This is a genomic window from Dermatophilus sp. B7861-1 (genome assembly GCF_058996045.1).
In genome coordinates, this window is record NZ_CM180082.1 from 2,166,769 (window position 1) to 2,193,066 (window position 26,298).

19 protein-coding genes are annotated in these 26,298 nt (G+C 61.1%); 3 read left to right on the plus strand and 16 right to left on the minus strand.

What is annotated here, in order from left to right; translation table 11 throughout:
- The 7 genes from treZ to gabT all read right to left on the minus strand — a co-directional run bounded on the left by treZ (position 1) and on the right by gabT (position 11,430).
- Positions 1–1,971 carry a malto-oligosyltrehalose trehalohydrolase gene (gene treZ / locus AC2T9U_RS09575; RefSeq protein WP_493695929.1) on the minus strand — a complete coding sequence of 657 codons (1,971 nt, stop codon included), beginning with the start codon at positions 1,969–1,971 and terminating at the stop codon, positions 1–3.
- Between the two features lie 13 nt (positions 1,972–1,984).
- Positions 1,985–4,447, minus strand: a complete 2,463-nt coding sequence (gene treY, locus AC2T9U_RS09580; protein ID WP_493695930.1) for a malto-oligosyltrehalose synthase — start codon at positions 4,445–4,447, stop codon at positions 1,985–1,987.
- A 126-nt stretch (positions 4,448–4,573) separates the two neighbouring features.
- Positions 4,574–5,146 (minus strand): hypothetical protein, encoded by a 573-nt coding sequence (locus tag AC2T9U_RS09585; RefSeq protein ID WP_493695931.1) that lies wholly within the window; start codon positions 5,144–5,146, stop codon positions 4,574–4,576.
- A 231-nt stretch (positions 5,147–5,377) separates the two neighbouring features.
- Positions 5,378–8,107: a DEAD/DEAH box helicase gene (locus tag AC2T9U_RS09590; RefSeq protein ID WP_493695932.1), complete on the minus strand. Its 2,730-nt coding sequence runs from the start codon at positions 8,105–8,107 to the stop codon at positions 5,378–5,380.
- A gap of 180 nt (positions 8,108–8,287) precedes the next feature.
- On the minus strand, positions 8,288–8,485 hold the full coding sequence (locus AC2T9U_RS09595) for a hypothetical protein (RefSeq protein WP_147279140.1): 198 nt from the start codon (positions 8,483–8,485) through the stop codon (positions 8,288–8,290).
- A gap of 128 nt (positions 8,486–8,613) precedes the next feature.
- A complete protein-coding gene (locus AC2T9U_RS09600) occupies positions 8,614–10,035 on the minus strand; it encodes an aminobutyraldehyde dehydrogenase (RefSeq protein WP_493695933.1) in 1,422 nt (473 codons plus the stop codon).
- Between the two features lie 30 nt (positions 10,036–10,065).
- Positions 10,066–11,430 carry a 4-aminobutyrate--2-oxoglutarate transaminase gene (gene gabT / locus AC2T9U_RS09605; RefSeq protein ID WP_493695934.1) on the minus strand — a complete coding sequence of 455 codons (1,365 nt, stop codon included), beginning with the start codon at positions 11,428–11,430 and terminating at the stop codon, positions 10,066–10,068.
- 236 nt (positions 11,431–11,666) lie between these two features.
- Between gabT and AC2T9U_RS09610 the strand changes: the two genes are divergently transcribed.
- The 3 genes from AC2T9U_RS09610 to AC2T9U_RS09620 are packed head-to-tail and all read left to right on the plus strand — an operon-like array spanning position 11,667 to position 14,769.
- Entirely contained in the window at positions 11,667–12,698 is a 1,032-nt protein-coding gene (locus tag AC2T9U_RS09610; RefSeq protein WP_493695935.1) for an acyl-CoA dehydrogenase family protein, read from the plus strand.
- Positions 12,695–14,074 (plus strand): PIG-L family deacetylase, encoded by a 1,380-nt coding sequence (locus tag AC2T9U_RS09615; RefSeq protein ID WP_493695936.1) that lies wholly within the window; start codon positions 12,695–12,697, stop codon positions 14,072–14,074. The genes AC2T9U_RS09610 and AC2T9U_RS09615 overlap by 4 nt, the downstream gene beginning before the upstream one ends.
- Positions 14,071–14,769, plus strand: coding sequence for a glycosyltransferase family 2 protein (locus tag AC2T9U_RS09620; protein ID WP_115029239.1), 699 nt, complete (start codon positions 14,071–14,073; stop codon positions 14,767–14,769). Before AC2T9U_RS09615 ends, AC2T9U_RS09620 begins: the two co-directional genes overlap by 4 nt.
- 60 nt (positions 14,770–14,829) lie before the next feature.
- Here AC2T9U_RS09620 and AC2T9U_RS09625 read toward each other — a convergent pair whose 3' ends face one another.
- The 9 genes from AC2T9U_RS09625 to kdpF all read right to left on the minus strand — a co-directional run bounded on the left by AC2T9U_RS09625 (position 14,830) and on the right by kdpF (position 25,899).
- Positions 14,830–15,951 (minus strand): threonine aldolase family protein, encoded by a 1,122-nt coding sequence (locus tag AC2T9U_RS09625; protein ID WP_493695937.1) that lies wholly within the window; start codon positions 15,949–15,951, stop codon positions 14,830–14,832.
- A 4-nt stretch (positions 15,952–15,955) separates the two neighbouring features.
- Positions 15,956–16,597: an SDR family NAD(P)-dependent oxidoreductase gene (locus tag AC2T9U_RS09630; protein WP_493695938.1), complete on the minus strand. Its 642-nt coding sequence runs from the start codon at positions 16,595–16,597 to the stop codon at positions 15,956–15,958.
- Positions 16,594–18,006, minus strand: a complete 1,413-nt coding sequence (locus AC2T9U_RS09635) for a DUF6421 family protein (protein ID WP_493695939.1) — start codon at positions 18,004–18,006, stop codon at positions 16,594–16,596. Before AC2T9U_RS09635 ends, AC2T9U_RS09630 begins: the two co-directional genes overlap by 4 nt.
- Positions 18,007–18,186: 180 nt before the next feature.
- Positions 18,187–18,888 carry a response regulator transcription factor gene (locus AC2T9U_RS09640; protein ID WP_115029233.1) on the minus strand — a complete coding sequence of 234 codons (702 nt, stop codon included), beginning with the start codon at positions 18,886–18,888 and terminating at the stop codon, positions 18,187–18,189.
- Complete coding sequence (locus AC2T9U_RS09645) at positions 18,885–21,407, minus strand: ATP-binding protein (protein WP_493695940.1); 2,523 nt, start codon at positions 21,405–21,407, stop codon at positions 18,885–18,887. The genes AC2T9U_RS09640 and AC2T9U_RS09645 overlap by 4 nt, the downstream gene beginning before the upstream one ends.
- A gap of 65 nt (positions 21,408–21,472) precedes the next feature.
- Positions 21,473–22,051, minus strand: coding sequence for a potassium-transporting ATPase subunit KdpC (gene kdpC / locus AC2T9U_RS09650; RefSeq protein ID WP_493695941.1), 579 nt, complete (start codon positions 22,049–22,051; stop codon positions 21,473–21,475).
- 1 nt (position 22,052) lies between these two features.
- The gene (kdpB, locus tag AC2T9U_RS09655) at positions 22,053–24,170 is read right to left on the minus strand and encodes a potassium-transporting ATPase subunit KdpB (protein ID WP_493695942.1); all 2,118 of its coding nucleotides are present in this window, start codon (positions 24,168–24,170) and stop codon (positions 22,053–22,055) included.
- On the minus strand, positions 24,167–25,813 hold the full coding sequence (gene kdpA / locus AC2T9U_RS09660) for a potassium-transporting ATPase subunit KdpA (RefSeq protein ID WP_493695943.1): 1,647 nt from the start codon (positions 25,811–25,813) through the stop codon (positions 24,167–24,169). The genes kdpB and kdpA overlap by 4 nt, the downstream gene beginning before the upstream one ends.
- Entirely contained in the window at positions 25,810–25,899 is a 90-nt protein-coding gene (gene kdpF / locus AC2T9U_RS09665; protein WP_115029224.1) for a K(+)-transporting ATPase subunit F, read from the minus strand. The genes kdpA and kdpF overlap by 4 nt, the downstream gene beginning before the upstream one ends.
- Positions 25,900–26,298: the final 399 nt, after the last annotated feature.

The window sequence follows — 26,298 nt, forward strand, 5'->3', positions numbered from 1 at the left end:
TCAGACTGCCGGGCCGACCACCACTACGCCGTCGGGTTTGAGGGTGACGGTGTCCTCGGTGAGGCAGATGGTTGGGTCCGAAGCCAGCAGGATGGTGGCTGCGTTGATGTTGTCGAGTTTGAGTGGGAGAGTAGTGGTCTGGGCGCCAAGATTGACGGCGATGCGGTGACTGCCTCGGTGTACGACGAAGGCGCCTGGGCCGCTGTGGCGGGCATGTTCTAGGGCAGTGGTGGTGTCTGCATCTTGGGGTGTGGGGTCAGCGGTTGTGGCTGGTCCGTGACCGCAGCCGATGGGGGTGCCTTCGGGGCCGGTGATGGTGACGTCGGCGAGGTTTCCGGCGCGCAGTTCTCGACGGCTGCTCCTCAGAGCCAAGAGTGCTTTGTACCAGCGGAGCAGGGATTCGTGTTCGCCATTGCTGCGTTCCTCCCAGTTCAGGGTGGAGTTTTCCAGGGTGGAATATGCGCCGGGGTCGGGGACTTGTGCTTCGTCCCATCCGTGTGCGGCGAATTCTTGGCGGCGTCCTTGACGGACTGCTTCTTGGAGTTCTTCGTCGACGTGGTCGGTGAAATATTGCCACGGGGTGGATGCGCCCCATTCTTCGCCCATGAACAGCATGGGTGTGTAGGGGCTGGTGAGTAGTAGGGCTGCGCCCAGGCGGAGGCGGTCATGACCGATGGTGGCGCAGAGCCGGTCTCCGGTGGCGCGGTTGCCAACCTGGTCGTGGGTTTGAAGAGAAACGATGAATGCTTCGCCGGAGACGGTTTCAGGGTCGATAGGGCGTCCGTGGGTGCGTCCGCGGAAGGAGGACCAGCAGCCGTCGTGGCGGAAGGGTCGGCGCATGGCTCTGGGTAGCCAGTGAGGTCCGGCGAAGTCGCCGTAGTATCCCTGTGTTTCTCCGGTGAGGGCGACATGGAGGGCGTGATGGACATCGTCTGCCCATTGCCCGGCTAGTCCGAGTCCTCCGTGGGTTTGGGGGGTGACGGTGGCGGGGTCGTTGCGGTCGCTTTCGGCGATGAGTAGTAGGGGTCGGCCTAGTTCCTGGGAGAGCTGTTCCACGGCTGTGGAGAGTTCTTCCAGGAGGGAGAGGGCTCGTTCGTCATGGATTTCGTGGACTGCGTCGAGGCGTAGCGCATCGACGTGGAAGTCGCGTAGCCACATGGTTGCGTTGTCGATGATGTATCGGCGTACTGCATCGGAGTGGGGGCCATCGGTGTTGAGGGCCCATCCCCATGGGGTGTGGTGTTTGTCGGTGAAGTAGGGGCCGAATTCGCCGAGGTAGTTGCCGTCTGGGCCGAGGTGGTTGTAAACGACGTCGAGGCACACTCCCAGGCCGCGGGCGTGGGCTGCGTCGACGAATCGTTTGAATCCGTCTGGGCCGCCATAGGGTTCGTGTACTGCATAGGGGGCCACGCCGTCGTATCCCCACCCGTAGTCGCCGGGGAATGAGGCTATGGGCATGACTTCGACGATGTCTACCCCCAGGTCGACGAGGTGGTCGAGGCGTTCGATGGCTGCATCAAAGGTGCGTCCGGGGGTGAATGTGCCCACGTGCATTTCGTAGAAGACGGCGCGGTCCAGTTCGACTCCGGACCAGTCGGTGTCTGTCCAGGTGAAGTTGTGGTCGTAGACCAGGGATAGGCCGTGAGGCCCATCGGGGAGGCGTAATCCTCGCGGATCTAGGCGTGCTTGACCGTCATCAACGACGAATCCGTACATTTCTCCCACGGCCGCTTGGGCGCGCACTGACCACATGTGTGCATAGGAGCCTTCGGTGATGTTGCGTTGCATCGGTACTCGCTCGCCGCGTAGCACGAGGTCGACGCTTTCTGAGGCGTTGGGTGCCCATACCTCGAATGTGCGCATACGTATGTCGGAGACGGCGTCGCTCATGTCGGCCTTGTTCTCCGGGAGGTTTGCAGACAGGTCGATGGGAAGGTTCAGGGAAGCGATTGAGGTGGGTTCGTGTGTCATGTTCTGTGGAGTCTCACTGGGCGAGTACTGCTACGGGCAAGCGGTGTAGAAGGTCAGCGAGTCGGACGTGGCCGCCTTCGTAGGTGATGTCGTCGGTGAGCACGTCGTGCCATGTACCTTCGGGCAGTGTCACGGTGCTCTCACCAAATCCTCCTGCAGCTTCTAGGCGTTGAGGTGCGCGGGAAACAATTGTCACGAGGTTGCGGGATTTGGCCCACCCGAATGCTGCTGCGATGCGCCCTGCCGTGGTGGATCGTTCAAACCCGACAACGAATTCACTGTTAGTGGTCAATGGCGTGTAGCTGCTGCTGCCATTAAACAAGGCGGGGGCGTCTTTACGGAGTTTGAGTATCCGGGAGGTGACGTGCAGTTTTTCTTCGTCGAGGGAGGGGGTTTCTCCTAGTCCTAGGCGATTGAGTGCTTCGAGAAGCCCGAGGCGGCGAGCGTAGTCCACGGGGCGGCGGTTGTCTGGGTCAACCAGGGACAGGTTCACCACTTCGCAGCCTTGGTAGACGTCAGGTACCCCAGGCATCGTTAGCTGGAGTGTTTTGGCTCCGAGTACGTGGGCGCGGATTGCTTGTGCGTTTTTTTCAACAATGCGTTCAATGGCCTCATGCAACGCACCACCTGAGCGCACTTTGTCTGCAAATTCGACTATCCGGCGCTCGTATTCTTCATCTCCGTCGACCCAGGAGGTGTGTACTTTCGCCTCACGTACTGCTTTTTGTAGGTACGCCTGGATGCGTTCATGGTCGATGTCACCAACTCCGACCAGTGTTTGCCACACCAGGTGCGCTGTTGGCATATCTACGCCCATTTCCTGGGCACATTCACGTGACAAGCGAGAGAGTTCTTCCCACCCTTGGGTGTCACCTGCAATAGCGAGAATGCGGGCGCGTACGTCTTCGCTGCGCTTGGTGTCATGGGTGGACAGGGTTGTCATGCCGCCGGGCCAGTTCTGCACCTGATGTTGGGCCCAGGTGTGCAGTTTTTGGACAGAGCCGTGTTCGAGGTCATCGGGGTCTCCACCTACCTCATTCAGAGCTACCAAGCGGTGATTGCGGTAAAACAGGGTGTCTTCGATGCCTTTAGCCATCACCGGACCCCACGTTTGCTGTAACCGGACGCTGAAGTCGATAGCCGGGGCAGTGGATTCATCGTCGGGCACAGCCAGTGGGACAAGAGCCACCAGCTCATCGTCAAGATCGGGTCGGTTTGCTCGTGCTGCGGAGAACGCTTCGGTCAACCGTCGCCGTGCATCGGGTGAGAGTTTTTCGTCCGCGCGTAGGTAGGCTCGGTACACCTCACCGGAAACGAGCAGCTCAGCGATTGCCTCGCGTAGACGCTCGGGGTCACGCTCAGGGAGAACCTCACGTGCACGGCGCGTTAACCGTTCCAGTTCTGGGCCAAGTGATTGGGCTACCACCTGGCGTTTGGCTGCTTCGGAAGCGCCGGCGAGGTCTTCATCACCGCCACTGGCACGCCACTGCTGGGTGATGACTGCCTCGGCGGCTGTGTCGACTAGTGCGGCTTGCACTACTCGCAGCCCGTCATATCCGGTGGTGCCGGCACATTTCCACTTTTCGGGCAGAACTTCGCTGCCTTCGATGATCTTTTCTACGAAGATGGGGGTGCCGCGTTTTGTGGCTGCAGCCAGGTTGTTGAGGTATTGCTCTGGGTCTGCCAAACCGTCCGGATGGTCGATGCGGAACCCATCAATCACGCCGGCTTTATGTAGCTCGAGCAGGAGAGCATGGGTGGCGTCGAAGACTTCTTTGATCTCAACTCGCACTGCGATGAGCCCGTCCACTTCGAAGAAGCGGCGATAGTTCAGGACGCTGTCTTTGTCGCGCCAACTTGCGAGGCGATAGTGCTGACGGTCCAGCACCGCCCCCACGATTTCTGGATCTGCGCACCCTGGCCAGGCCTCACCTTCGGTGCCCAACGCGATAGGAAGTACATGGTCGAAGTAACGGATTACCCATTCGGCGCGGCCATCTGTGCAAGGAAGTTCCACCCGGTCGAGCGTGATTTCTTGCGCTTGCAGAACAGTGGGTAGGTCATCGCCAAGAATTGGTAGTCCTAGACGGCCGCCGCCAACACGCCAGTCGATGTCGAACCACTCTGCTGTCGGGGCGTCACGCCCATCGCGCAGCACTTCCCATAGTGGCTTGTTAGCGCTTTCGGGGGCCACGAATGCCATGTGGTTAGGAACTACATCCACGATGATGCCTAACCCGCGTTCGTGCGCAGCAGCGGCTAAAGACTCGAGTGCTTCTCGACCACCCAGCTCCGCGTTGACACGGCTGTGGTCCACCACGTCGTAGCCATGCATCGACCCTTGCGCAGCCTGCAACACAGGCGACAGGTACAGGTGAGACACACCTAGGGCGGCCAGGTACGGCACCACAGCCTCCGCGTCCGCGAACCCGAAATCGGCGTTCAGCTGGAGACGGTACGTACCGGTGACGTTCATCGAAAGGATCTCCTCACAGGGGGCTGTACGGGGGACGAACTAGCAACCGCCACAACCGTACCGACTCCACAGAGTGTCGAAGACATCCTTGGTCACGCCTTACCCACAAGGGCGGGTATTCACTTACTAAGCGACACCGAGGGCGAACACTGTGGATCGCATTGCTTCCACGCTCAGCGGATCCCACAACGGGCAGACGAACTCGATCTCGTCGAATTCTTCATCCAGAGTGTCCACACGGCGCGCCCCGGTTTCAACGAACCCGGCACTGCGCAGGAGGTCAGCGCATCGGCTTTCTTCCCGAACTGACATAAACACGTTCGAGACCCAGTGGTCACGCATCCATTCAGACAAGCGCGCGATCAACGCAGCGGCCACGTCTCCTGTGGGTGCGCCAAGCTCACGAACAACGTGAAGGAAGGCAACTTGCCCCAGGCGTTCTTCACCTTCACGGTCCACATATCCGGACACAAAACCAACAAATCGGCCATGGGAATCCACGGCAGCAAAAGCCGCGGTGCCCCAGCGCGTGAACTCACGGGCACGCGCCACCCAGTCTGCGTCGCCACAGGCGAGCGCTTCATCCAGGGTCTCGGCATAAACGCCTGGTGCTTCGGCGAGCATGTCGAGCCACACCCGGCGAAGCTGCTCCGCTTCAGAGGGGCCGACAGCAACGAACTTGATGTCCAACTGTCTCACCCGACCCACATTAGGCCCCCTGACCGGCCAAGTCAGCCTCACAGGCATATGGATTGATTTCGATTCCACGTAGTGGGCATTTCACAGATTCAGCGGAATCTATACATACGTACAGGAAACGACCGTTCACCTAGTACGTCGCGCCTTCACAACACGGACCAGCGCACCATATACACACAACCCAAAGTGACGAACATCACATTTTCCGCACGTGTCCGAAACGGGCCTGCCTTACGACACCGAAGTCAAGTCTCGAACCCACACGACCAACTCCCCCACCTCATCCGAAGCCGTCAAATCAACCACCCCAACGATCCGCCAATCACGGTCTTGTTCAGGATCATCGAGGATCTGCTCGACCTGCCACACAACGTGCCCTTCCGCTCCAGGACCGGCCGGGTCTTCGTCTTCGAAGGCCGGTTTTTCATCGATGCGGAAAAATTTCGGCCCTCGCGCATCTGCACCAGTGCCAATCGAATCCGGCACCTCGCCATACACGTCCTCATAGCCCGCAAGCGCGTCATCCCATTCTTCAGATGTCAGTGGGGGCACCTCAGCGCGGCGCAAATCCAACACATCAGCAGCGGATGAATCCAGCTCCGCCAAACCCAACACGTTGCCCTCAGCCAACAACTCCACGCGTCGCCACATTGCCTGACGCAGCCACATACGGAAGATCCGAGAATTGCCGGTGATGGGGCGAACTTCCACCTCTGGTGGGCGAACCTCTTCGGTCTGTTGCCGTTGCGGATCGGTGAGTGCTTCCCACTCATCCAGCAGCGAGGAGTCAGTAGCACGGATAAGTTGCCCAAGCCAGGTGATGATGTCGTCGACCTCATCAGTGCGATACACCTCAGGCACCGTCTGTCGCAGGGCGCGGTAGCAGTCAGTGAGATAGCGCAGCACCACGCCTTCAGATCGGGCGAGGTCATAGACCCGCACGAACTCTCCGAAACCACGTGCGTTCTCGAACATTTCCCGCACCACGGTTTTCGGGCTGAGGAGATCTTCGGTCAGCCATGGGCGACCTTGACGGTAGGTGTCGTAGGCCGCGCGCAGCATCTCTTCACACGGTTTAGGCCACGAGACATTCTCCAGCAGCTCCATCCGCTCGGCATAGTCGATGCCGTCAGCTTTCATCTCAGCGATCGCTTCGCCTTTAGCCTTGCGCTGCTGAGCCCACAGCACGACGCGGGGATCCTCCAGCGTTGCCTCCACCACGGACAACAGGTCAAGAGCGTAAGTCGGTGAGTCTTCGTCAAGCAGCTCCAGAGCTGCAAGGGCGAAAGTGGACAGCGGCTGGTTCAACGCGAATCCATCTTGGAGGTCATCAACTAGACGCAGGCGCTTACGCAGATCGAAAGCAGGGGTTAATTGATCAAATTCGATATCTTCAGAGCCAATTCGGTCATCGGTGTCGCAGCTGACTCCGCCAGGAACCGCCGAGGCCGGTAAGCGAAAGGTTTCCACGATATCGGCGGTCTTCAAGGCACGCAGGATTTCGATTCCGCGGCGCTGCAACCGGTACTTGCGCCCCGTGGGTTCATGGCTGTCCCAGATGAGGCGCCGCATGAGCAGAACCGGGTCTGCGTCATCTAGTTCAGAGCGGGCAATGACATCAAGAACCATGGCATGCGTCACCCGCATCCGAGACACCAGCGGTTCTGGCTGACCCTCCACCAGTCGCGTGAATGTGTTCTCGTCCCAGGAGACAAACCCATCGGGGGCTTTCTTTTTCTGGGCTTTCTTCTTCTTTTTCGGGTCGGCAGCAGCCTTCTCTTCGGCTTTGATGTTTTCGATGACGTGTTCAGGAGCCTGCACTACGACGGTTCCTGTGGTGTCGAATCCAGCGCGGCCAGCTCGACCAGCGATCTGATGGAACTCGCGCACCTTAAGTACACGTTGGCGGCTTCCATCGAATTTAGTCAGACCAGTGAGCAGAACAGTACGAATCGGCACGTTAATCCCCACACCAAGGGTGTCTGTGCCACACACCACTTTGAGCAGACCAGCTTGAGCGAGGGTTTCCACGATGCGCCGATACTTGGGCAGCATCCCGGCGTGGTGAACACCGATGCCGTGGCGAATCAGCTTGCTCAGCGTGGTGCCAAAGCCTTTCCCAAACCGGAACCCACCCAGCATTTCGAGAATCTTGTCACGGTCTTCACGGCTAGCGACCTGGACACTCAACAAAGCTTGCGCCCGTTCTAGCGCGTCTTTCTGTGTGAAATGCACTACATACACAGGCGCTTGGCGGGTCTGGATGAGCTCCACAAGCTTGTCCGTGATCGGGTCAGTCGAATACTCGAAAGACAACGGGACCGGGCGTTCGGCGTTATCTACCAGAGCTGTTTCTCGCCCCGTGCGGGCAGTCAAATCACTGCGGAAGAACGACACATCACCCAACGTGGCACTCATCAGCAAAAACTGGGCATGCGGGAGTGTCAAGAGCGGAACCTGCCACGCCCAGCCACGATCAGGCTCAGAGTAAAAATGGAATTCATCCATGACGACGGTGGAAACAGCCAGATGTTCCCCATCACGCAGAGCCAAATTAGCGAGAATCTCAGCAGTGCACGCAATGATCGGAGCATCCGCATTCACCGAAGCATCACCGGTGATCATGCCGACGTTACGCGCCCCAAACTTACCCACAAGGTCGAAGAATTTTTCACTCACCAACGCCTTAATCGGAGCGGTGTAGTAGGTGCGGCGACCAGTGCGTTGAAAGTCAGCCAGCGCAAAAAAATGAGCTGCGAGCGCCACCATGGACTTGCCTGACCCGGTGGGGGTGGCGAGGATGACATTCGACCCGGCCGCGAGTTCCAGCGCGGCTTCTTCTTGATGGGGGTAGAGGACCACGCCGCTCTCTAGAGCCCACTGGGCAAACCCTTCAAATAGGGCCTCTCCCTCGGGAGCGGAATCGGTGGTGGGCGGCATGTGGTCGGTCAACGCAGTCATCACCACCATGGTGGCAGGTTCAGCCAGCCACAGCAGGTGCGAACCGCCCCACCGAAGCCCACAACATCACTGTGATGGCGTTGCCGGAGCAGGAAACTCAGCTGTGCTTAAGCACAGCTGGTAGGAATCGGCGCCGTGGCAGGTTGATATCTGCTCCGGCGCGATAGCGAAGTCAGTTTGTTAGCTGTGTTTTTCTGGACTGTCGGCCTGACGGGCTTCGTCTTCAATATGGCCGTGAGTGCGGCCTGTGTTCTGCCCGGGCTGTCCATACCCAGCCTGCCCGGGATGAGCATCTTCAGCACGTTGCTTAGCGGACTCCATCTCTTTGGCTTGGCGGTCACTGCGTGAGACCTCAACAGGGTCATGTGATTGCGTCATACGACGAGGCTGCCCCGCGCCTGCCCTGACCGCAACACATGCCGGGGCGACACGCTAGTTCTGCTGACTGCGCTGCTACGAGCAGGCGCACAGCTGCTGCGACGGCGCCACCAGGTGTGAGCTACGGCTCACACCTCAAGAGAATGCAGCACGTGCTTAATGCGCGTGTACTCCTCCAACGCATAGACAGACAAATCCTTGCCGTACCCAGAGCTTTTGAAACCGCCGTGCGGCATTTCAGCAGCAAGCAACACATGCGTGTTCACCCATACACACCCGAAATCCAAATCTCGGGAAACCCGCATTGCTGTGCCGTGATCACTGGTCCACACACTCGAAGCGAGCCCATATTCCACCCCATTAGCCAGCTGTACTGCCTCTTCCTCAGTGCTGAATGTCTGCACTGTCAACACCGGCGCGAAGGTTTCCTCCTGGACAAGCTCATCATCTTGGCGAACCCCATCAATGATCGTGGCCGGCACATAGAAACCCTCACGCTCCAACGCCGCGCCACCAGTCAACACCCGCGCATGCGCAGGAACTCGCGCCAGCTTTTCCTTCACTTGAGCGAAATGCCGAGCGTTGTTCAGCGGCCCGAAATCATCGCCCTGCCCCGTGCCCGTGGTCGTGTTGCGCGCGGCAGCGACGAGAAGGTCCACAAACTGCTCATGCACGCTCTCCTGCACCAACACCCGTGTCACGGCGGTGCAATCCTGCCCAGAGTTAAACGTCCCGAACATGACCAGCTGTTCGGCCGTACGCTGCAAATCAGCATCCGCGAACACCACCGCAGGGGCCTTGCCACCCAACTCCAGATGTGCCTGCTTCACCCCTGCAGCCGCCCCAGCAGCAACCGCACGCCCAGCACGCACCGACCCAGTAATCGACACCAGCCCCGGCACTGGATGCCTACTCATCAACTCACCAGTAGAAGCATCACCAAGAACAACATTGACCACCCCTGCGGGGAACACCTCCCCCGCCAACCGGGCCAACACCAGCGTGGACTCCGGAGTGGTATCTGAAGGCTTCAATACCACCGTGTTCCCCGCAGCCAACGCCGGCCCCAACTTCCACAACGCCATCAAAATGGGGTAATTCCACGGAGTGACCTGCGCGACCACACCAATAGGTTCACGGCGCACATACGACGTGTGCCCTTCCACATACTCCGTCGCAGCCCGACCCTCACATGTACGCGCAGCCCCAGCGAAAAAACGAATATGGTCAGCGCCAGCCATGACCTCCTCATCGAGGATCTGCTGACGCGGCTGCCCCGTGTTCCGCGCCTGGGCATCAACAAGTTCCTCCCCAGCCGCCTCAAGCGCATCAGCGAAAGCCAAAAGCATCTTCTGACGATCACCAGGAGTGCTGCGCTTAAACGTCCGCGAAGCACGCAACGCCGCATCAAAAGCAGCATCCACATCACGGGCACCAGAAATCGGTGACACCGCAACAACCTTCCCCGTGGTGGGATCGACAACATCAAGACTGTCCGTCGCGCAAGCATCAACAAAAACGCCGTCAATGACATTCTGCAAACGATTCATCGTGTTCCTTTCGTAAACCCGGGGAAAAAGTCAGCTCGCAGCGACAACATCCGCGAAAGCCTGCTCGAGCACATCAAGCCCCTCACGCAGCAGGTCCTCACCAATCACCAGCGGGGGCAGGAACCGCAACACATTCCCGTACGTGCCAGCCGTGAGAGTGACTACCCCCGCAGCGTGACAAGCAGCACTAATACGTTTCGTGACCTGCGGGTCAGGAGTCTTCGTGCCAGGTTTAACGATCTCGACAGCCATCATCGCCCCCCGACCACGAATGTCACCGATAACGCCATAACCAGCAGCAATACCCTCCAAACGCTCCTGCAGAATCGACCCGATACGGCGAGCACGCCCAGCCAAATCCTCCTCACGCATCGTGGCCACCGCCCCCAACGCCGCCGCACACGCAACCGGATTACCGCCGTACGTGCCACCCAAACCACCCGCATGCACCGCATCCATCATCTCCGCGCGCCCCGTCACCGCCGACAACGGCAACCCACCCGCAATGCCCTTAGCCGTCGTGATCAGATCCGGCACCACCTGCTCAGCCTGGCAGGCAAACCAATCACCCGTACGGCAAAAACCGGTCTGCACCTCATCAGCAACAAACACCACACCGTGCTGCTTGCACCACTGCGCGATCTTGGCCATCCACCCTGGCGGCGGCACAATAAAACCGCCCTCACCCTGAATCGGCTCAATCACCACCGCCGCCACATTCGACTCACCCACCTGCGCATGCACCGCAGACTCAAACGCCTCAAATGCGTCCTGCACCATCGACTCCGCAGGCCCCGACCATCGATACGGATACGCCATCGGCATCCGATACACCTCACCGGCAAACGGACCAAACCCCTGCTTGTACGGCATATTCTTCGCCGTCAACGCCATCGTCAGATTTGTGCGGCCGTGATACGCGTGATCAAACACAACCACCGCATCCCTACCGGTGAACAGCCGCGCAATCTTGACCGCGTTCTCCACCGCCTCAGCACCGGAATTAAACAAAGCACTGCGTTTGGGATGGCTACCCGGGGTTACCTCATTCAACATCTCACACACCTGCGTATACGCCTCATACGGCGTCACCATGAAACACGTGTGCGTAAACCGCTCCAACTGCTCAGCAGCCGCAGCAACCACCCGCGCATCGGAATTACCGACAGAAGTCACCGCGATCCCAGACCCAAAATCGATCAGATGATTACCATCCACATCGACCAACACCCCACCACCGGCACGCTCCACATACACCGGCAACCCAACCCCCACCCCCGCCGACACAGCAGCACACGTCCGCTCATGCATCTGCCGACTACGCGGCCCCGGCACCTCCGTCACAAGACGGCGCTCCTGAACAACTTCCGATGAAAAACGGGGCTGGCTGGTCAACGGTCCTCCTCAACAAGACACACCGCGAGCCACCCTGCCAACGGGCGACACCGCGACAACTGTGGCGCAGTCCCCCCACTCTCATACCCGCACCCGAAATCTGTCCGATGAATTCCCGCACCGTTATTAAACAATTCGTAAAAATTCAGCACAGCCACAAAAACACCCCCCAACCCAACAACCCAACACCGCCTGTCCACCACGACGAACCACCCCGCCAGACGTAGCGTCAACACATGCGCATCTTCCCCACGGTCCCCGCCCCCGCACCATCGACCGTCGATGCCGTCCTCGCCGCCGCACACGGACCCAACATCATCAACGACAGCCTCACCATCGCCACCCGCCTATCCCCCATCGCCCACACCCTGGGCAACGACACCCTCGCCTACTTCAACCAACTCGCCCACATCGCAGCCATCGACCTCACCGTCGCACGCACCATCGAACCCCACCTCGACGCCCTTACCATCCTCACCCAAGCCAACCCCGTCGACCTGAGCAGAATCACCGTCGACCACAACTCCACCTGGGGAGTCTTCGCCGCCAACACCCCCGGACACGGCCTCCACGCCCACCCAAGCCCCCACGGCCCCACCATCTCCGGCACCAAAACCTGGTGCTCCCTAGCCAACCACCTCACCCACGCCCTCGTCACCGCAACCAACCCCGACAACACCACCAGCCTCTACGCCATCGCCCTCACCGACGACATCACCATCGATTCCCACGCCTGGGCAGCACGCGGCCTCACCCACATCACCACCTCCACCATCACCTGCACCGACATACCCGCCATCCCCATCGGACCACCCAACTGGTACCTCGAACGCCCCGGATTCACCTGGGGCGGCATCGCCGTCGCCGCGATCTGGTACGGCGCCGCCCGCGCCATCGCCCAACAGCTCTACCATCACAACCCCCACCGCGAACCAGACCAAATCGCCCTAGCCGCAATCGGCCACACCGACATCGAACTCGAAAACGCACGCCACGCCCTCGAAATCGCCGCAACCCTCATCGACACCGGCCACGCCACCGGAAAACACGGCACCATCCTGGCCCTACGCACCCGCTCCATCGTCGCCGAAGCCGCCGAACACACCATCACCCACGTCGGCCACGCCACCGGCCCAGCACCCCTAACCCTGAACAAAACCCACGCCCGCCGCATCGCCGACCTCACCGTCTACCTCAGACAACACCACGCCCAACGTGACCACGCCACCCTCGGCAAACACCTACTCAACACCACCAACACGCAATGAACACCACCCCCACCTTCCACCACACCGACCCCGGCACCCCCGAACACACCTGGCTCCAAGACCCCCGCTGGGACCGCGTCCCCACCCTGAACACCACCACCCTGTTCAACAACCACACCCACCTACTCGTCGCCTCAGCCCACCCCGACGACGAAACCCTCGGCGCCGGCCTACTCATCCAAGAAGCCCACCGCGCCGGCCTACACATCACCATCCTCGTCGCCACCAACGGCGAAGCCTCCCACCCCCACTCCCCCACCTGGACAGCGAACATGCTCTCCACCACCCGCCACAACGAACTACACGAAGCCATCAACACCCTCGCCCCCGGCGCCACCATCACCCACCTCAACCTCCCCGACTCCAAACTCGCCCACCACCACAACCACCTCGCCCACACCCTGACCACCACAACCAACAAACACACCATCCTCCTCGCCCCCTACCCCAAAGACGGCCACACCGACCACGACACCCTCGGCGCCGCCGCCCACACCGCCGCCACCACCACCGGCGCCCTCCTCATGCACTACCCCCTCTGGCTCTGGCACTGGGGCACCCCCAACGACCTGCCCTGGAACAACACCATCACCCTGCCCGCAACACCCCACACCCTCACCACCAAAAAAACCGCACTCGCCAAACACCGCACCCAAACCCAACCCCTCAGCCCACTGCCCGGCGACGAACCCATCATCACCCCCAACGTCACCACCCGAGCCCACCGCCTCATCGAAACATTCATCCTCACCACCCCCACCCACACCAGCGACCTAGCCACACCCACCACACCTCCAGACCCCACCCCCTTCACCACCATGTACACCCACAACAACGACCCCTGGAACTTCGAAAATTCCTACTACGAAACCCGAAAACGCGCCCTCCTCACCGCAATCCTGCGCCAACCCACCCACAACGCCACCCTCGAAATCGGCTGCGCCGACGGCCGCCTCACCGAAGAACTCGCCAAACACACTCACACCATCACCGGCATCGACATCAGCCCAACCGCCATCAGCATCGCCCAACAACGCAACATCCCCCACGCCACCTTCATCACCGGAGCCACCCCATACGACCTACCCGAAGGCCCCTACGACCTCATCATCAACTCCGAAATCGGCTACTACCTCACCCCCCACGACTGGCTCGCCACCCTGCGCCACTGCCGCCGCACCCTCACCGCAGGCGGCCAACTCATCCTCGCGCACTGGCAACACCCCACCAACAACATCCCCCTCGACGGCCCCCACATCCACGCCCAAGCCGTCACCCTGCTCGACCTACCCCGCACCGCCCAATACCGCGACGCCGACCTCACCATCGACATCTACGGCGGCCCCACCTCCATCGCAAAACAGGAAAATAGATGACGCCCCGACACGTCATCGTCGCCATCCCCGCACACAACGAACAAGACCACCTACCCCGCTGCCTCACCCACCTCACCAAAGCCACCACCCAAGCACACACCCACACCGGAACCACCTGCACCACCGTCATCGCCCTCGACGGATGCACCGACGCCACCCCTACCATCGCCCACTCCTACGGCGCGCTCACCACCACCCTCAACGCACACAACGTCGGCGCCGCTCGCCACAGCGCCATCTGCACCGCCATCGCCACCCTCGACCCAAACCTCCTAGCCGCCCCCGAACACATCTGGATCGCCAACACCGACGCCGACACCCTCGTCCCACCACATTGGATACGCGCACAACTCACCCTCGCCAGCAACGGAGCCGACCTCATCACCGGCACCGTCGAACCCACTCCCCACACCAACCCCACCCTCCTCAACACCTGGCACGCCCAACACAACCTCACCGAAACCCACCCCTACATCCACGGCGCAAACCTCGGAATCCGCGCCTCCACCTACCTGCACATCGGCGGATTCCCCGCCATCACACTCCACGAAGACATCACCCTCGTCGAACACGCCCGCACCGCCGGAGCCAACATCATCTCCACCGACACCACCCGCGTACGCACCTCCAGCCGCCTGCACAGCAACGTCGAAGCAGGATTCGCCGGATACCTACGAAACATCACCACCAGCTAGCCACACAAAAAAAGGGGGGCTGTGCAAAGACAAACTCCACACGCCCCCTCACCTCACCCATCACGCATGCGCAACAGGTGCCTCACTGGTGTAGTCCCCTAAAAGAGGCGCCTTCGCACAGGCCTGACGAACCACATCAGCGAACGCATCCACATCCTGCGGCGCCGTATCGAACGAACACATCCACCGCACCTCACGACGCGCCGGATCCCAGTCGTAGAAGGCGTACTGCTCACGAGCCACATCAGCCACCCCCTCAGGCAAAATCACAAAAACACCATTGGCCTTGGTCTCCTGGGTAAACATCACTCCCGGAACCCCCTCCAACGCAGCCCGCAAACGCGCAGCCATCGCATTAGCATGCCGCGCACTACGCAGCCACAAATCACCCTCAAACAACGCAACAAGCTGCGCAGACACAAAACGCATCTTGCTCGCCAACTGCATGTCCGCCTTGCGGTTATACCGCAAAGCATCACTCACACCAGACAGCTTGTCAGGATCAAAAACAACAATCGCCTCAGCGCCCAAGGCACCATTCTTCGTGCCACCAAGACTAAGAATGTCCACACCGGCATCCACCGTGAACGCCCGCAAATCCAACCCCAACGACGCCGCAGCATTAGACAGTCGAGCACCATCCATATGCAGCATCATGCCCAGCTCGTGCGCACGATCTGCGAGAGCACGAACCTCCTCAACTGCATAAATCGTGCCCAACTCAGTCGACTGCGTAATCGAGACCGCAGCTGGTTGTGCACGATGCTCATCACCAAAACCCCACGCCTCGGTATCGAGCAACGCAGGCGTGAGCTTGCCATCAGGAGTGTCCACCGAATAGATCTTGAAACCACCAACCCGCTCCGGTGCACCCCCCTCATCAACATTGATATGCCCCGTACGAGCACACACCACAGCACCCCATCGAGGAAGAACTGACTGCAAAGCAGTCACATTGGCGCCTGTGCCGTTAAACACCGGGAACGCCTGCGCTTTAGCACCAAAATGGCCACGAATTACCTCTTGCAGCCGTTGGGTATACACATCTGAGCCGTAAGCGGATTGATGACCACCATTAGCTGCAGCGATCGCGTCCAGAATTTCTGGGTGCACCCCTGAATAGTTATCGGAGGCAAAGCCACGGCGGTTGATGTCGTGAAGTGGTTTAGCGGTGGAGGTCATGTCCTCACTGTTCCTCGTGAGTAGTAGGTGTGTGGCTCAGAAGTGTCAGAAGACGTTGCGCCACATCCGTGACATCGCTGTACCGCGAGTAGTCCTTACCGGGGTTGGCTGCGCGGTCTGCTTCAGTCACTAGGGCCATGACTCGCTCAACATGGGCTACGCCTTGCTTCTCGCGCAGAGCGTGCCCCACGCAGGCAAGCCACGTCTCGGCTGCTGCTTTGGCGGCTAGATAGTTCGCGTTCCCGGCGGTACAGCGCTCCAGGCCGGTAGTGGACACGATGGCGACTCGAGGTGCAGCTGCGTTGAGCAGCGCTGGCAGGAAAGCACGAGTCGAGTTACGCAGTGTGGTGACAATCCTGGATTCGAGGAAGCGGTAGTCCTCATCGGTTTGTCCGGCTAGTCCTTTGCCACCGCGCCACCCTCCGATGAGGTGAAAAAGCGCGTCCACGGGACCATCAGCAGTGACGGATTCGGCGAGTTTATGGGTGGCGTTCGGGTCGGTGAGATCACAGACATGGGTTTGTAGTCCCTGCTCTAGCTCCACTGCACTGTGGTGAACAGCAACGACGTCGTGACCTGCATGGATCAGGGCAGCGCAGGTCGCGCGACCCAGCGGCCCGGCTGCTCCGGTAACAACGACTCTCATGCTGCTTCTCCTGTGATGCCTTTGGTCGAGGCGATCACATCGCGGACCTTTTTTTCGTACGCCTCGAAGAACATGGACAGGGGGAATTCGTCATCGAGTACGGCGTCGGTGAGTTCGCGGGGTGTGCCGTTTAGGGGCAAGTCTCGTGTAGCCCATTTGCTGGCTACGTGGGGTTCAAGCACAGAGGCGACGAGATCGTAGGCAGCAAACCAGTGGTTCACTTTGGGACGGTCGATGGACTGCCAGTACAGGTCGTTGACCGCATCGCCTAGTTCGTTGACCATGTCGGGGACGCTGTCCCAGTCGAAGGAGAGTTGTGTGTCGGTCCAGTGCAGAACGCCTTTGCGGTGGAGCCACGCAAACAGCAGTTGTCCACCGAGGCCGTCGTAGTTGCGGTTTCGTCCCCCGGTGACAGTGAAGCGGAAGATGCGGTCGAAGATCACTGCGTATTGGACTAGTCGCGCGTGCCGTGCCAAGGAACGTTGTTCATCGGAGACGTCTGGGGAAGCGGCGATGATGCGTTCGATGCGTAGTGCCTCCCGGAAGGCGGTCAGATCGCATCTGAGTTCTTCCAGCGAGTAGAGGAAGTAGGGCATTCGTTGTTTGATCATGAATGGGTCGAACGGTAGGTCACCGCGCATGTGGGTGCGGTCGTGGATGAGATCCCACATGACGAATGTTTCTTCAGTGAGGCGTTGATCGTTGAGGAATGCGCGTGCTTCTTCGGGTGGTTCCAGTGATGTGATTTCGCATGCGGCAGCGAGGACTTTGCGGAATCGTGCGGCTTCCCGGTCAGCGAATATTCCACCCCAGGTGAATTGGGGGATGGCTCGTACTGCGACGGTTTCGGGGAATAGCACTGCTGAGTTGGTGTCGTATCCGGCAGTGAAGTCAATGAAACGGATAGGGACAAAAGCTGCGTTTGCGTAGTCGCCTGCTTCGAGGGAAGCGACAAAGTCGGGCCAGATCACTTGGATTAGTACTGCTTCAAGGTGACGTTCGCTGCTGCCGTTTTGGGTGTACATCGGGAATAGGACGAGGTGTACGAGCCCGTCAACTCGGTGCTGTTCTGGGCGGAACGCGACGAGTGAGTCGAGGAAGTCGGGGATAGTGAATCCGTTGTTGGCCCATGCGTGTAGGTCGCTGCTGACTGCGGTGAGGTAGTCGGCGTCGTGGGGCAGTAGGGGTGCTAGTTCTTCGATGCCTTGAGTGATTTGGGTGATGAGTTCGCGTGCTTTTGCGTGTTCGGTGACTTCTGTGATGGATCCGTCGGGGTTTTGCAGGGCCTGGATGCTGGTTGCGGCCTCACGGATGCTGATCCATGCGGGATGAGCTCGGAGTTTTTCGACCTCGGCGTGATTCATTGGGGTGCCGGTGGCGTCTTTGACAGCGGCGGAAGTGGTGGTCATGCAACGACTATGACTCTCGCGCATAGCAATAACAAGAGAAAATGCCGGAGCAGCGTGGTTCATTTACAGGAATTCAGAAACAGGTTTTTTGCGTGTTATTCCATTTACGGTGGGAATTCCCAGGTGCGGGCTAGAGACCTAAAAATGAGTAATTGAGATGAGGATAGGAGATATTGGTGGCTATGCGTCGAGTCGATAGCCCAGGCCTGGTTCGGTGATGAGGTAGCGCGGCTGGCTGGGGTTGGGTTCGAGTTTGCGTCGTAGCTGGTTGGCGTAGACGCGCAGGTAGTTTGATTCGCGGCTGTATTTAGGTCCCCATACTTCGTGGAGGAGGTCGGCGTGGGGTACGAGCCGGCCGCGGTGGCGTGCGAGTGCGGTCAGGAGACGCCATTCGGTGGGGGTGAGGTGGATGCAGGTGCCGTCGGTGAGGGTGGCGCGGCGTTCTTGGAGGTCGAGGGTGAAGTGGGGGGTGTGTACCGGTGGGGTGGGGTCGTCGGTGTCGTTTGCGCTGCGGCGCATGGCTGCGCGGATGCGGGCCATGAATTCGTCCATGCCGAAGGGTTTGGTGACGTAGTCGTCGGCGCCGAGGTCGAGTGCTTCGACTTTGTCGTCGGCTTCGTGTCGGGCGGAGAGCACGACAACGGGGACTGAGCTGTTTTCGCGTAGGCGGCGCAGTATGTCTACACCGTCGATGTCGGGCAGTCCTAGGTCGAGGACGATGAGGTCGGGGGTTTCTTCTTCGGCGGCGCTGAGGGCGGTTCTGCCGTCCGCGGCGATGATGACGTGGTAGCCGCGGGCGTTGAGGTTGATGCGTAGGGTGCGGGCGATGGCGGGTTCGTCGTCGACGACGAGGATGCGTGGGGTGTTCGCTGGTGGGGTCATGGTTGTGAGCCTGTCGCAGCTGGTGGTGGCGGGGTGGTGGGTAGGTCGATGGTCATGGTGAGTCCGCCGCCGGGGGTTTCGTCAGCGGTGATGGTTGCTCCCATGGTTTCGGCGAGGCCGCGGGCTACGGCTAGGCCGAGTCCGACTCCGTCTCCGGAGGGGGCGTCGCCGCGGCGTTGGAAGGGGGCGAAGATGCGTTCGAGGTCTTCGGTGGGTACACCGGGACCGGTGTCGACGACGCGGATTTGGGTTCGTTGTGCGATGACGCCGATATCGATGGTGACGTCATGCTCTGGTGGGGAGTAGTGCAGAGCGTTTTCGAGGAGGTTGGCTAGGCAGCGATCGAGGAGTCCGGGATCGGCCCATCCGGGGGTGGGGCCGGTGGTGTGGATGCGGATGCGGTGGGGTTCGCTAATTGCGGCGGCGCAGGTGCGGGCTTCTTCGGTGATGTCGAGGGCGCGGCAGCGGGGTTTGACGACGCCGGTGTGGAGCCGGGAGGCGTCCAGGAGGTTACCGACGAGGGTGTTGAGGCGGTCTGCGGAGTCTTCGATGGCGGCGAGGAGTTCGGCTTGGTCTTCAGGGGTGAATTGGACGTCGGTGGAGCGCAGGCTGCTGACTGCTGCTTTCACTGCGGCTAGTGGGGTGCGTAGGTCGTGGGAGACGGCTGAGAGTAGGGCGGTGCGGGCGCGATTGTCGCTGGCTAGGGAGGCTGCGGTGGCGGCTTCGGCTTGGAGTGCGCGGCGGGTCAGGACGGCGTAGGCATGGGATGCGTATGCGGAGACGAGTGATTGGTCGGCGCTTGCTAGGACGGGCCCGATGAGGATGAGTTCGGTGTTTTCGTCGATTTTTTCGCGGACGGCAGCGTCGTGAAGGTGGGTGGGGTTGTAGTTGCTTGTCGCGGCGAGAGTGGTGGGGGTGGTGGTTTCTGGGGTGTGGCGGATGATGGCGGCGGCGTGCATGTCGAACATGTCGAGGCATTCGTGGACGAGGAAGTCCAGGGGGTCGGGTGCGGCGAGCATGGCGTGGGATGTGCGGGTGAGTGAGGCGGCTTCGCGTTCGGCGGCGCGGGCTTGGCTGGCGCGGCGGGCGCTGAGGTGCACGGCGGAGGAGACGGCGGCAGCGACGAGGACGAAAACGATGAGTGCGACGACGTTTTGTGGGTCGGCGATGGTGAAGGTGTGGATGGGGCGGGCGAAGAACCAGTTGAGGGTGAGGGATCCGACGATGGCGGTGAAGAGGGCAGGGCCGAGTCCGCCGATGAGGGCTGATAGGACGGTTAGGGCGAGGTAGAGCAGGACGTCCAGGGGGAGGTCGTGGTGGTTGCGGGTTGCGGTGAGGAGGGTGGTGAGCAGGGCTATTCCTGCGGTGCCGATGGTGAATCCGGTGATGCGGCGGGTTCGGCTCAGGGTTGTGCGGGTGGGTAGGTAGGTGCCGCTGGTGTGGGCGTGGTCGTGGTTGACCATGTGGATGTCGATTTCGTCGGCGTGGGTGACGACTGTTTCGCCGACGCCGGGGTCGAAGAGTCGGCTCAGGCGGGAGCGTCGGCTTGTTCCGATGACGATTTGGCTGGCGTTGACGCTGCGTGCGAAGTCGAGCAGGGCGGTGGCGATGTCGTCGCCGCTGACGGTGTGGAAGGTGGCGCCGAGGTCGGCGGTGAGGCGTTGTTGTGCTGCGACGGATGCGAAGTCGGCACTGGTGAGGCCGTCGCTGGTGGTGACGTAGACGGCGTGGACTTCGCTGCCGGCGCCGCGGGAGGCGATGCGGGTGGCGCGGCGGAGGAGTTGTTCGCCTTCGGGGCCGCCGGTGAGGCCGACGACGATGCGTTCTCGTGCTGGCCAGGGGGCGTTGATGCCGCGGTTGGCGCGGTATTTCTGGAGGGTTTCATCGACGCGGTCGGCCAGCCATAGGAGGGCTAGTTCGCGCAGGGCGGCGAGGTTGCCGGGGCGGAAGTAGCTGGCGAGGGCGGCGTCGACGCGTTCGGGGCGGTAGACGTTGCCGTGGGCGAGGCGGCGGCGGAGGGATTCGGGTGACATGTCGACCAGTTCGATTTGGTCGGCGCCGCGGACGACGTGGTCGGGGACGGTTTCTTGTTGGCGTACGCCGGTGATGGCTAGGACGGCGTCGTTGAGGGATTCGAGGTGTTGGATGTTGACGGTGGAGATAACGTCGATGCCGGCTTGGAGGAGGGTTTCGATGTCTTCGTAGCGGCGGCGGTGTGGGGATCCGGGGATGCAGGTGTGGGCGAGTTCGTCGATGAGGACGACGTCGGGGTGGCGGCGTAGGACGGCGTCGACGTCGAGGTCGGTGAGGGTGGTGCCGCGGTGGGTGCGGGTGATGCGGGGGATTGTTTCTAGTCCGTGCAGCATTTTGGTGGTGTAGCTGCGGTCGTGTGTTTCGACGATTCCGATGACGACGTCGGTGCCGCGTTCGGCTCGTCGGTGGCCTTCGCTGAGCATGTCGACGGTTTTGCCGACTCCGGGGGCGGCGCCGAGGTAGATCCGTAATCGTCCTTTGCGCACGGGTTCATTGTCGCCCGTGGTGGGCTGTGGTGGGGGTGTGTTGTGCATGAGTGTTGGGTGTGTTTTTAGTGGTGGGTGTGGGCGAGGTCGGCGTTGAGTTCGGTGACGTTGACGCGGGGTTGGCCGAGGAATCCGAGGGTGCGTCCTTGGGTGTGGTGGTTGATGAGTGTGTGGATGTCGGCGAGGGGGATGCCGCGGGTTTGGGCGATTCGGGGTGCTTGCCAGTGTGCGTATTCGGGGCTGATGTGGGGGTCTAGGCCGGAGCCGCTGGTGGTGAGGGCGTCGGCGGGGATGGGTGTGGTGGCGTGGGGGTTGGCGGTGGTGAGGGCGGTGCGGCGGTGGTTGATGATGTTTAGGTGGGTGGTGCTGGTGGGGCTGAGGTTGTCGGAGCCGGAGGTATTTCCGGCGTAGTTGGAGGTTGAGGGGCGAGGGGTGAACCATTCGGGGCCGCTGGTGGGTTGGCCTAGCAGGGTTGATCCGATGGTTTTTCCGTGGGTGTCGTGGATGGGGGAGCCGTTGGCTTGGGTGGGAGCGATGAGGTGGGCTAGGCCGGTGAATGTCAGTGGCCAGGCTAGGCCGAGGGTGAGGGTGAGCAGGGTGAGGGCTTTGATGGCGGCGGTGGTTTGTCGGGTGAGTGTGTGCATGTCAAGCCAATCCGGGTAGGTGGGAGACGAGTAGGTCGATGAGTTTGATGCCGATGAATGGGGTGATGATTCCGCCGATGCCGTAGAGGGTGATGTTGCGGCGTAGGAGGGCTTGGGCGTTGAGGGCGTGGTAGGTGACGCCTTTGAGGGCTAGTGGGATGAGGGCGACGATGATGAGGGCGTTGAAGATGACGGCGGAGAGCATGGCGGTGTGTGCGCTGTGTAGGTGCATGATGTCCAGCACGGCTAGGCCGGGGTAGACGCTGGTGAACATGGCGGGGATGATCGCGAAGTATTTGGCGACGTCGTTGGCGATGGAGAAGGTGGTCAGGGCGCCGCGGGTGATAAGTAGTTGTTTGCCGATGCTGACGATGTCGATGAGTTTGGTTGGGTCGGAGTCGAGGTCGACCATGTTTCCGGCTTCTTTGGCGGCGGAGGTACCGGTGTTCATGGCGACGCCGACGTCTGCTTGGGCGAGGGCGGGGGCGTCGTTGGTGCCGTCGCCGGTCATGGCTACGAGTTGTCCTGCGTGTTGTTCTTTGGTGATGAGGGCGAGTTTGTCTTCGGGGGTTGCTTCGGCGAGGAAGTCGTCGACGCCTGCTTCTTTGGCGATGGCTTGGGCGGTGAGGTGGTTGTCGCCGGTGATCATGACGGTGCGGATTCCCATGCGGCGTAGTTGTTCGAATCGTTCGCGCATGCCGGGTTTGACGATGTCTTTGAGGTGGATGACGCCGAGGATGCGGCGGTGGGGGGTGTTGTTGTGTGGGTTTTGGGTAGCGATGACTAGGGGGGTTCCTCCGGCGGCGGAGATGTTGTTCACGGTGGTTTCGAGGTTGTCGGGGATGGTGTCTGCGGTGGCGCGTACCCAGGCGGTGATTGCGGTGGCGGCGCCTTTGTAGACGGCGCGCCCGTCGGGGAATTGCACTCCTGACATGCGGGTTTGTGCGGTGAATGGGATGAATTCGGCGCCGTTGTTGGTGGCGTTTGTGCGGCTTTGGGTGGCGGTGTCGGTGGTGTTGGTGGTGTGACTGTTGATGAGGTCGATGATGGAGCGGCCTTCGGGGGTTTCGTCGGCTAGTGAGGACAGCAGCGCGGCAGCGCGGACGTCTTCGTCGCTGACTGCGGTGGCGGGCAGGATTTCTACGGCGCGGCGGTTTCCGAAGGTGATGGTTCCGGTTTTGTCCAGGAGCAGGGTGCTGACATCGCCTGCTGCTTCGACGGCGCGGCCGGAGGTGGCCAGGACGTTGCGTTGGACGAGTCGGTCCATCCCGGCGATGCCGATGGCCGATAGTAGGGCCCCGATGGTAGTGGGGATGAGGCAGACGAGCAGGGCGATCAGGGTGATGACTGAGACGGTGAGGCCGGAGTAGGCGGCCAAGGGTGCCAGGGCGGTGACGGCGAGCAGGAAGATCACTGTCAGGGTGGTGAGCAGGATTCCCAGGGCGTTTTCGTTGGGGGTTTTTTGTCGTTGGGCACCTTCGACCAGGGCGATCATGCGGTCGATGAAGCTTTCGCCGGGTTTGCTGGTGACGCGGACGATGATCCGGTCTGATAGGACGGTGGTTCCGCCGGTGACGGCGCATCTGTCGCCGCCTGATTCGCGGATGACGGGGGCGGATTCACCGGTGATGGCGGATTCATCGACTGTGGCGACTCCTTCGATGATGTCGCCGTCGGCGGGGATGATGCTGTGGGGGCCGGGTTCGACGATGACGTGGTCACCGATGGTGAGTGTGGTTGAGGGCGTTGGTGTGGTGGTTCCGTCGGGGTTGAGTAGCAGGGCGGTGGTGGTGGTTTTGGTGGCGCGCAGGCTGGCTGCTTGGGCTTTTCCGCGGCCTTCGGCGATTGCTTCGGCGAGGTTGGCGAAGATGAGGGTGGCCCACAGCCAGGATGTGATGCAGATGGAGAAGGTGTTTGGGTCGATGGCGGTGAAGATAGTGGTCAGCACTGATCCGACCCATACGGCGAACAGGACGGGGGTTTTGATGGTGTAGCGGGGGTCAAGCTTGGCTAGTGCTTGGGGCAGGCTGTTGCAGGCGATGCGCCCGAGGGAGGGTGTGGTGGTCACGGTGTCTCCGTTGTGGGGTGATGGTGTTGGGGTGGGGTAGGCGGCGGTCATAGCGTGGCCTCTGCGATGGGACCGAGTGCCAGGGCTGGGAAGAAGGTCAGGCCGGCGACGATGATTGCGGTGGCCAGGAGGAGCCCGGCGAATAGGGGTGTGTGGGTGGGCATGGTTCCGGCGGTGATGGCGCGGCGGGGTTGGGCTGCTAGGGCTCCGGCTAGGGCCAGGACGAGCACGATGGGAAGGAATCTGCCGATGAGCATGGTCAGGGCGAGGGTGAGGTTGTACCAGGGGGTGTCGGCGTTGAGTCCGGCGAAGGCGCTGCCGTTGTTGTTGGCGGCGGAGGTGTAGGCGTACATGATTTCGCTGAGCCCGTGGGGTCCAGTGTTGGTCAGGCTGGTCAGGGCTTGGGGCAGGAGTGCGGCGGTGGCGGTGCCGGTGAGGACCAGGGCGGGCATGACGAGGATGAAGAGGGCAGCGCAGGTGATTTCGCGGCGGCTGATCTGTTTGCCGAGTAGTTCGGGGGTGCGTCCGACCATGAGACCGGCGAGGAAAACGGTGATGATGACGAGGATGAGGGCGCTGTAGAGGCCGGTGCCGACGCCGCCGGGGCTGATTTCGCCCAGCAGCATGTTGAGCATGTAGGTGCCTCCAGCCAGTGGGCTGGCGGAGTCGTGCATGGAGTTGACGGCGCCGGTGGAGGTGCCTGTGGTGGCTGCGGAGAACAGCACTGATCCGGCAACTCCGAAGCGTAGTTCTTTGCCTGCGAGCGCTCCTTGTGAGGTGGCGGCCAGGGTGAGTTCGGCGGTGAGGGCTGCTACCCAGGTCAGGGTGGCCAGGGTGGCCATGAGGGCTAGGACGACGTGGCCTTGCCGGCGGTCCGCGACGAGGATTCCGTAGGTGCGGGGTAGGGCGAATGGGATGAGCAGGATAAGGACGATTTCGATGAGGTTGGTGGTGGGGGTTGGGTTTTCGAAGGGGTGGGCGGAGTTGGCGTTGAAAAATCCGCCGCCGTTGGTGCCGAGGAGTTTGATGGCTTCTTGGGAAGCTACTGGTCCGGCGGGCAGGGTTTGTTGGGTGCCGGTGATGGTGGTGATGGTGTGGGGTTCGGTGAGATTTTGGATGACTCCGCCGGTTAGGAGGAGCAGCGCGGCGATGGCGGTGAGGGGTAGCAGGATGCGGAAGATGCTTCGGGTGAGGTCGACCCAGAAGTTGCCGATGCGGTCGGTGTCGTGGCGGGTGAGGCCTCGGATGAGGGCGATGGCTACGGTTAGTCCGACTGCGGCGGAGAGGAAGTTTTGGACGGTGAGTCCGAGCATTTGGACTAGGTGGGTGGCGCCGTTTTCGCCGCTGTAGCTTTGCCAGTTTGTGTTGGTGACAAAGGAGATGGCGGTGTTGAGGGCTCCGTCGATGCTTTGGTGGCGTCCGTCGGCGAACGGGAGTGTGTCTTGGGCGAGGATGAGTCCCCACAGGGCGAGGATGCTCACCGCAGAGAAGGACAGGAGCGCGGTGGTGTAGGTGGTCCAGCGTTGTTGTGATGTGGGGTCTACTCCCACGATGCGATAGCAGAGCCGTTCTATGCCTAGGTGGTGTTCTGTGGTGAAGACATGGGCTATGTAGGTGCCTAAGGGGATATGGGTGGCAGCCAGGATGAACGCCACGCACGCGAATGTGGCCACTGCGCTGGTGAGGTCGTTCATGAGAATCGCTCCGGCCGGATGAGCGCATATAGCAGGTATCCCAGGAGTGCGAGGGCGAGTAGGCCCGCGGCGGCGTAATCAATCACGGTGTTAGTTGACGTGCGCCGGTGGGTGAGATGGGGTGGTGTTGATGCGGGGTTGATGGATCTTGACGTGTTTTTAATGCGGTGTGTGAGTTGGGTGGGCTCGCATCAGTTTTTCGGCAACGATATTCAGGTTTTCCTCAGCTGATTTTGTGGTGTTTGATTTATCCCACTTTTGTGGATTGTTGTTTTGCTCACCACTCCCCCGAGTTGGAACTGCCGCCAACGACATACCTATCTGACGCTGTCGCCGCTCAAAAACGGCCAGCGCATCCCACCCAGCTACTCGCCACGAAAGCCCCGCCTAGAACCTGCGCGGACTCTTTGGGTTCACCCACCCTGCATGCCTGGGCCGCCCACCTATTGCCACCATGAGGGATCATTTCGTCCACATAGGGATCA

Bases quoted from the DNA above. Each gene is read 5' to 3' on its own strand.
- treZ (WP_493695929.1), bottom strand. From the start codon at position 1,971: ATGACACACGAACCCACCTCAATCGCTTCCCTGAACCTTCCCATCGAC.
- treY (WP_493695930.1), bottom strand. From the start codon at position 4,447: ATGAACGTCACCGGTACGTACCGTCTCCAGCTGAACGCCGATTTCGGG.
- AC2T9U_RS09590 (WP_493695932.1), bottom strand. From the start codon at position 8,107: ATGACTGCGTTGACCGACCACATGCCGCCCACCACCGATTCCGCTCCC.
- AC2T9U_RS09595 (WP_147279140.1), bottom strand. From the start codon at position 8,485: ATGACGCAATCACATGACCCTGTTGAGGTCTCACGCAGTGACCGCCAA.
- AC2T9U_RS09600 (WP_493695933.1), bottom strand. From the start codon at position 10,035: ATGAATCGTTTGCAGAATGTCATTGACGGCGTTTTTGTTGATGCTTGC.
- AC2T9U_RS09610 (WP_493695935.1), top strand. From the start codon at position 11,667: ATGCGCATCTTCCCCACGGTCCCCGCCCCCGCACCATCGACCGTCGAT.
- AC2T9U_RS09615 (WP_493695936.1), top strand. From the start codon at position 12,695: ATGAACACCACCCCCACCTTCCACCACACCGACCCCGGCACCCCCGAA.
- AC2T9U_RS09620 (WP_115029239.1), top strand. From the start codon at position 14,071: ATGACGCCCCGACACGTCATCGTCGCCATCCCCGCACACAACGAACAA.
- AC2T9U_RS09625 (WP_493695937.1), bottom strand. From the start codon at position 15,951: ATGACCTCCACCGCTAAACCACTTCACGACATCAACCGCCGTGGCTTT.
- AC2T9U_RS09630 (WP_493695938.1), bottom strand. From the start codon at position 16,597: ATGAGAGTCGTTGTTACCGGAGCAGCCGGGCCGCTGGGTCGCGCGACC.
- AC2T9U_RS09635 (WP_493695939.1), bottom strand. From the start codon at position 18,006: ATGACCACCACTTCCGCCGCTGTCAAAGACGCCACCGGCACCCCAATG.
- AC2T9U_RS09640 (WP_115029233.1), bottom strand. From the start codon at position 18,888: ATGACCCCACCAGCGAACACCCCACGCATCCTCGTCGTCGACGACGAA.
- kdpC (WP_493695941.1), bottom strand. From the start codon at position 22,051: ATGCACACACTCACCCGACAAACCACCGCCGCCATCAAAGCCCTCACC.
- kdpB (WP_493695942.1), bottom strand. From the start codon at position 24,170: ATGACCGCCGCCTACCCCACCCCAACACCATCACCCCACAACGGAGAC.
- kdpA (WP_493695943.1), bottom strand. From the start codon at position 25,813: ATGAACGACCTCACCAGCGCAGTGGCCACATTCGCGTGCGTGGCGTTC.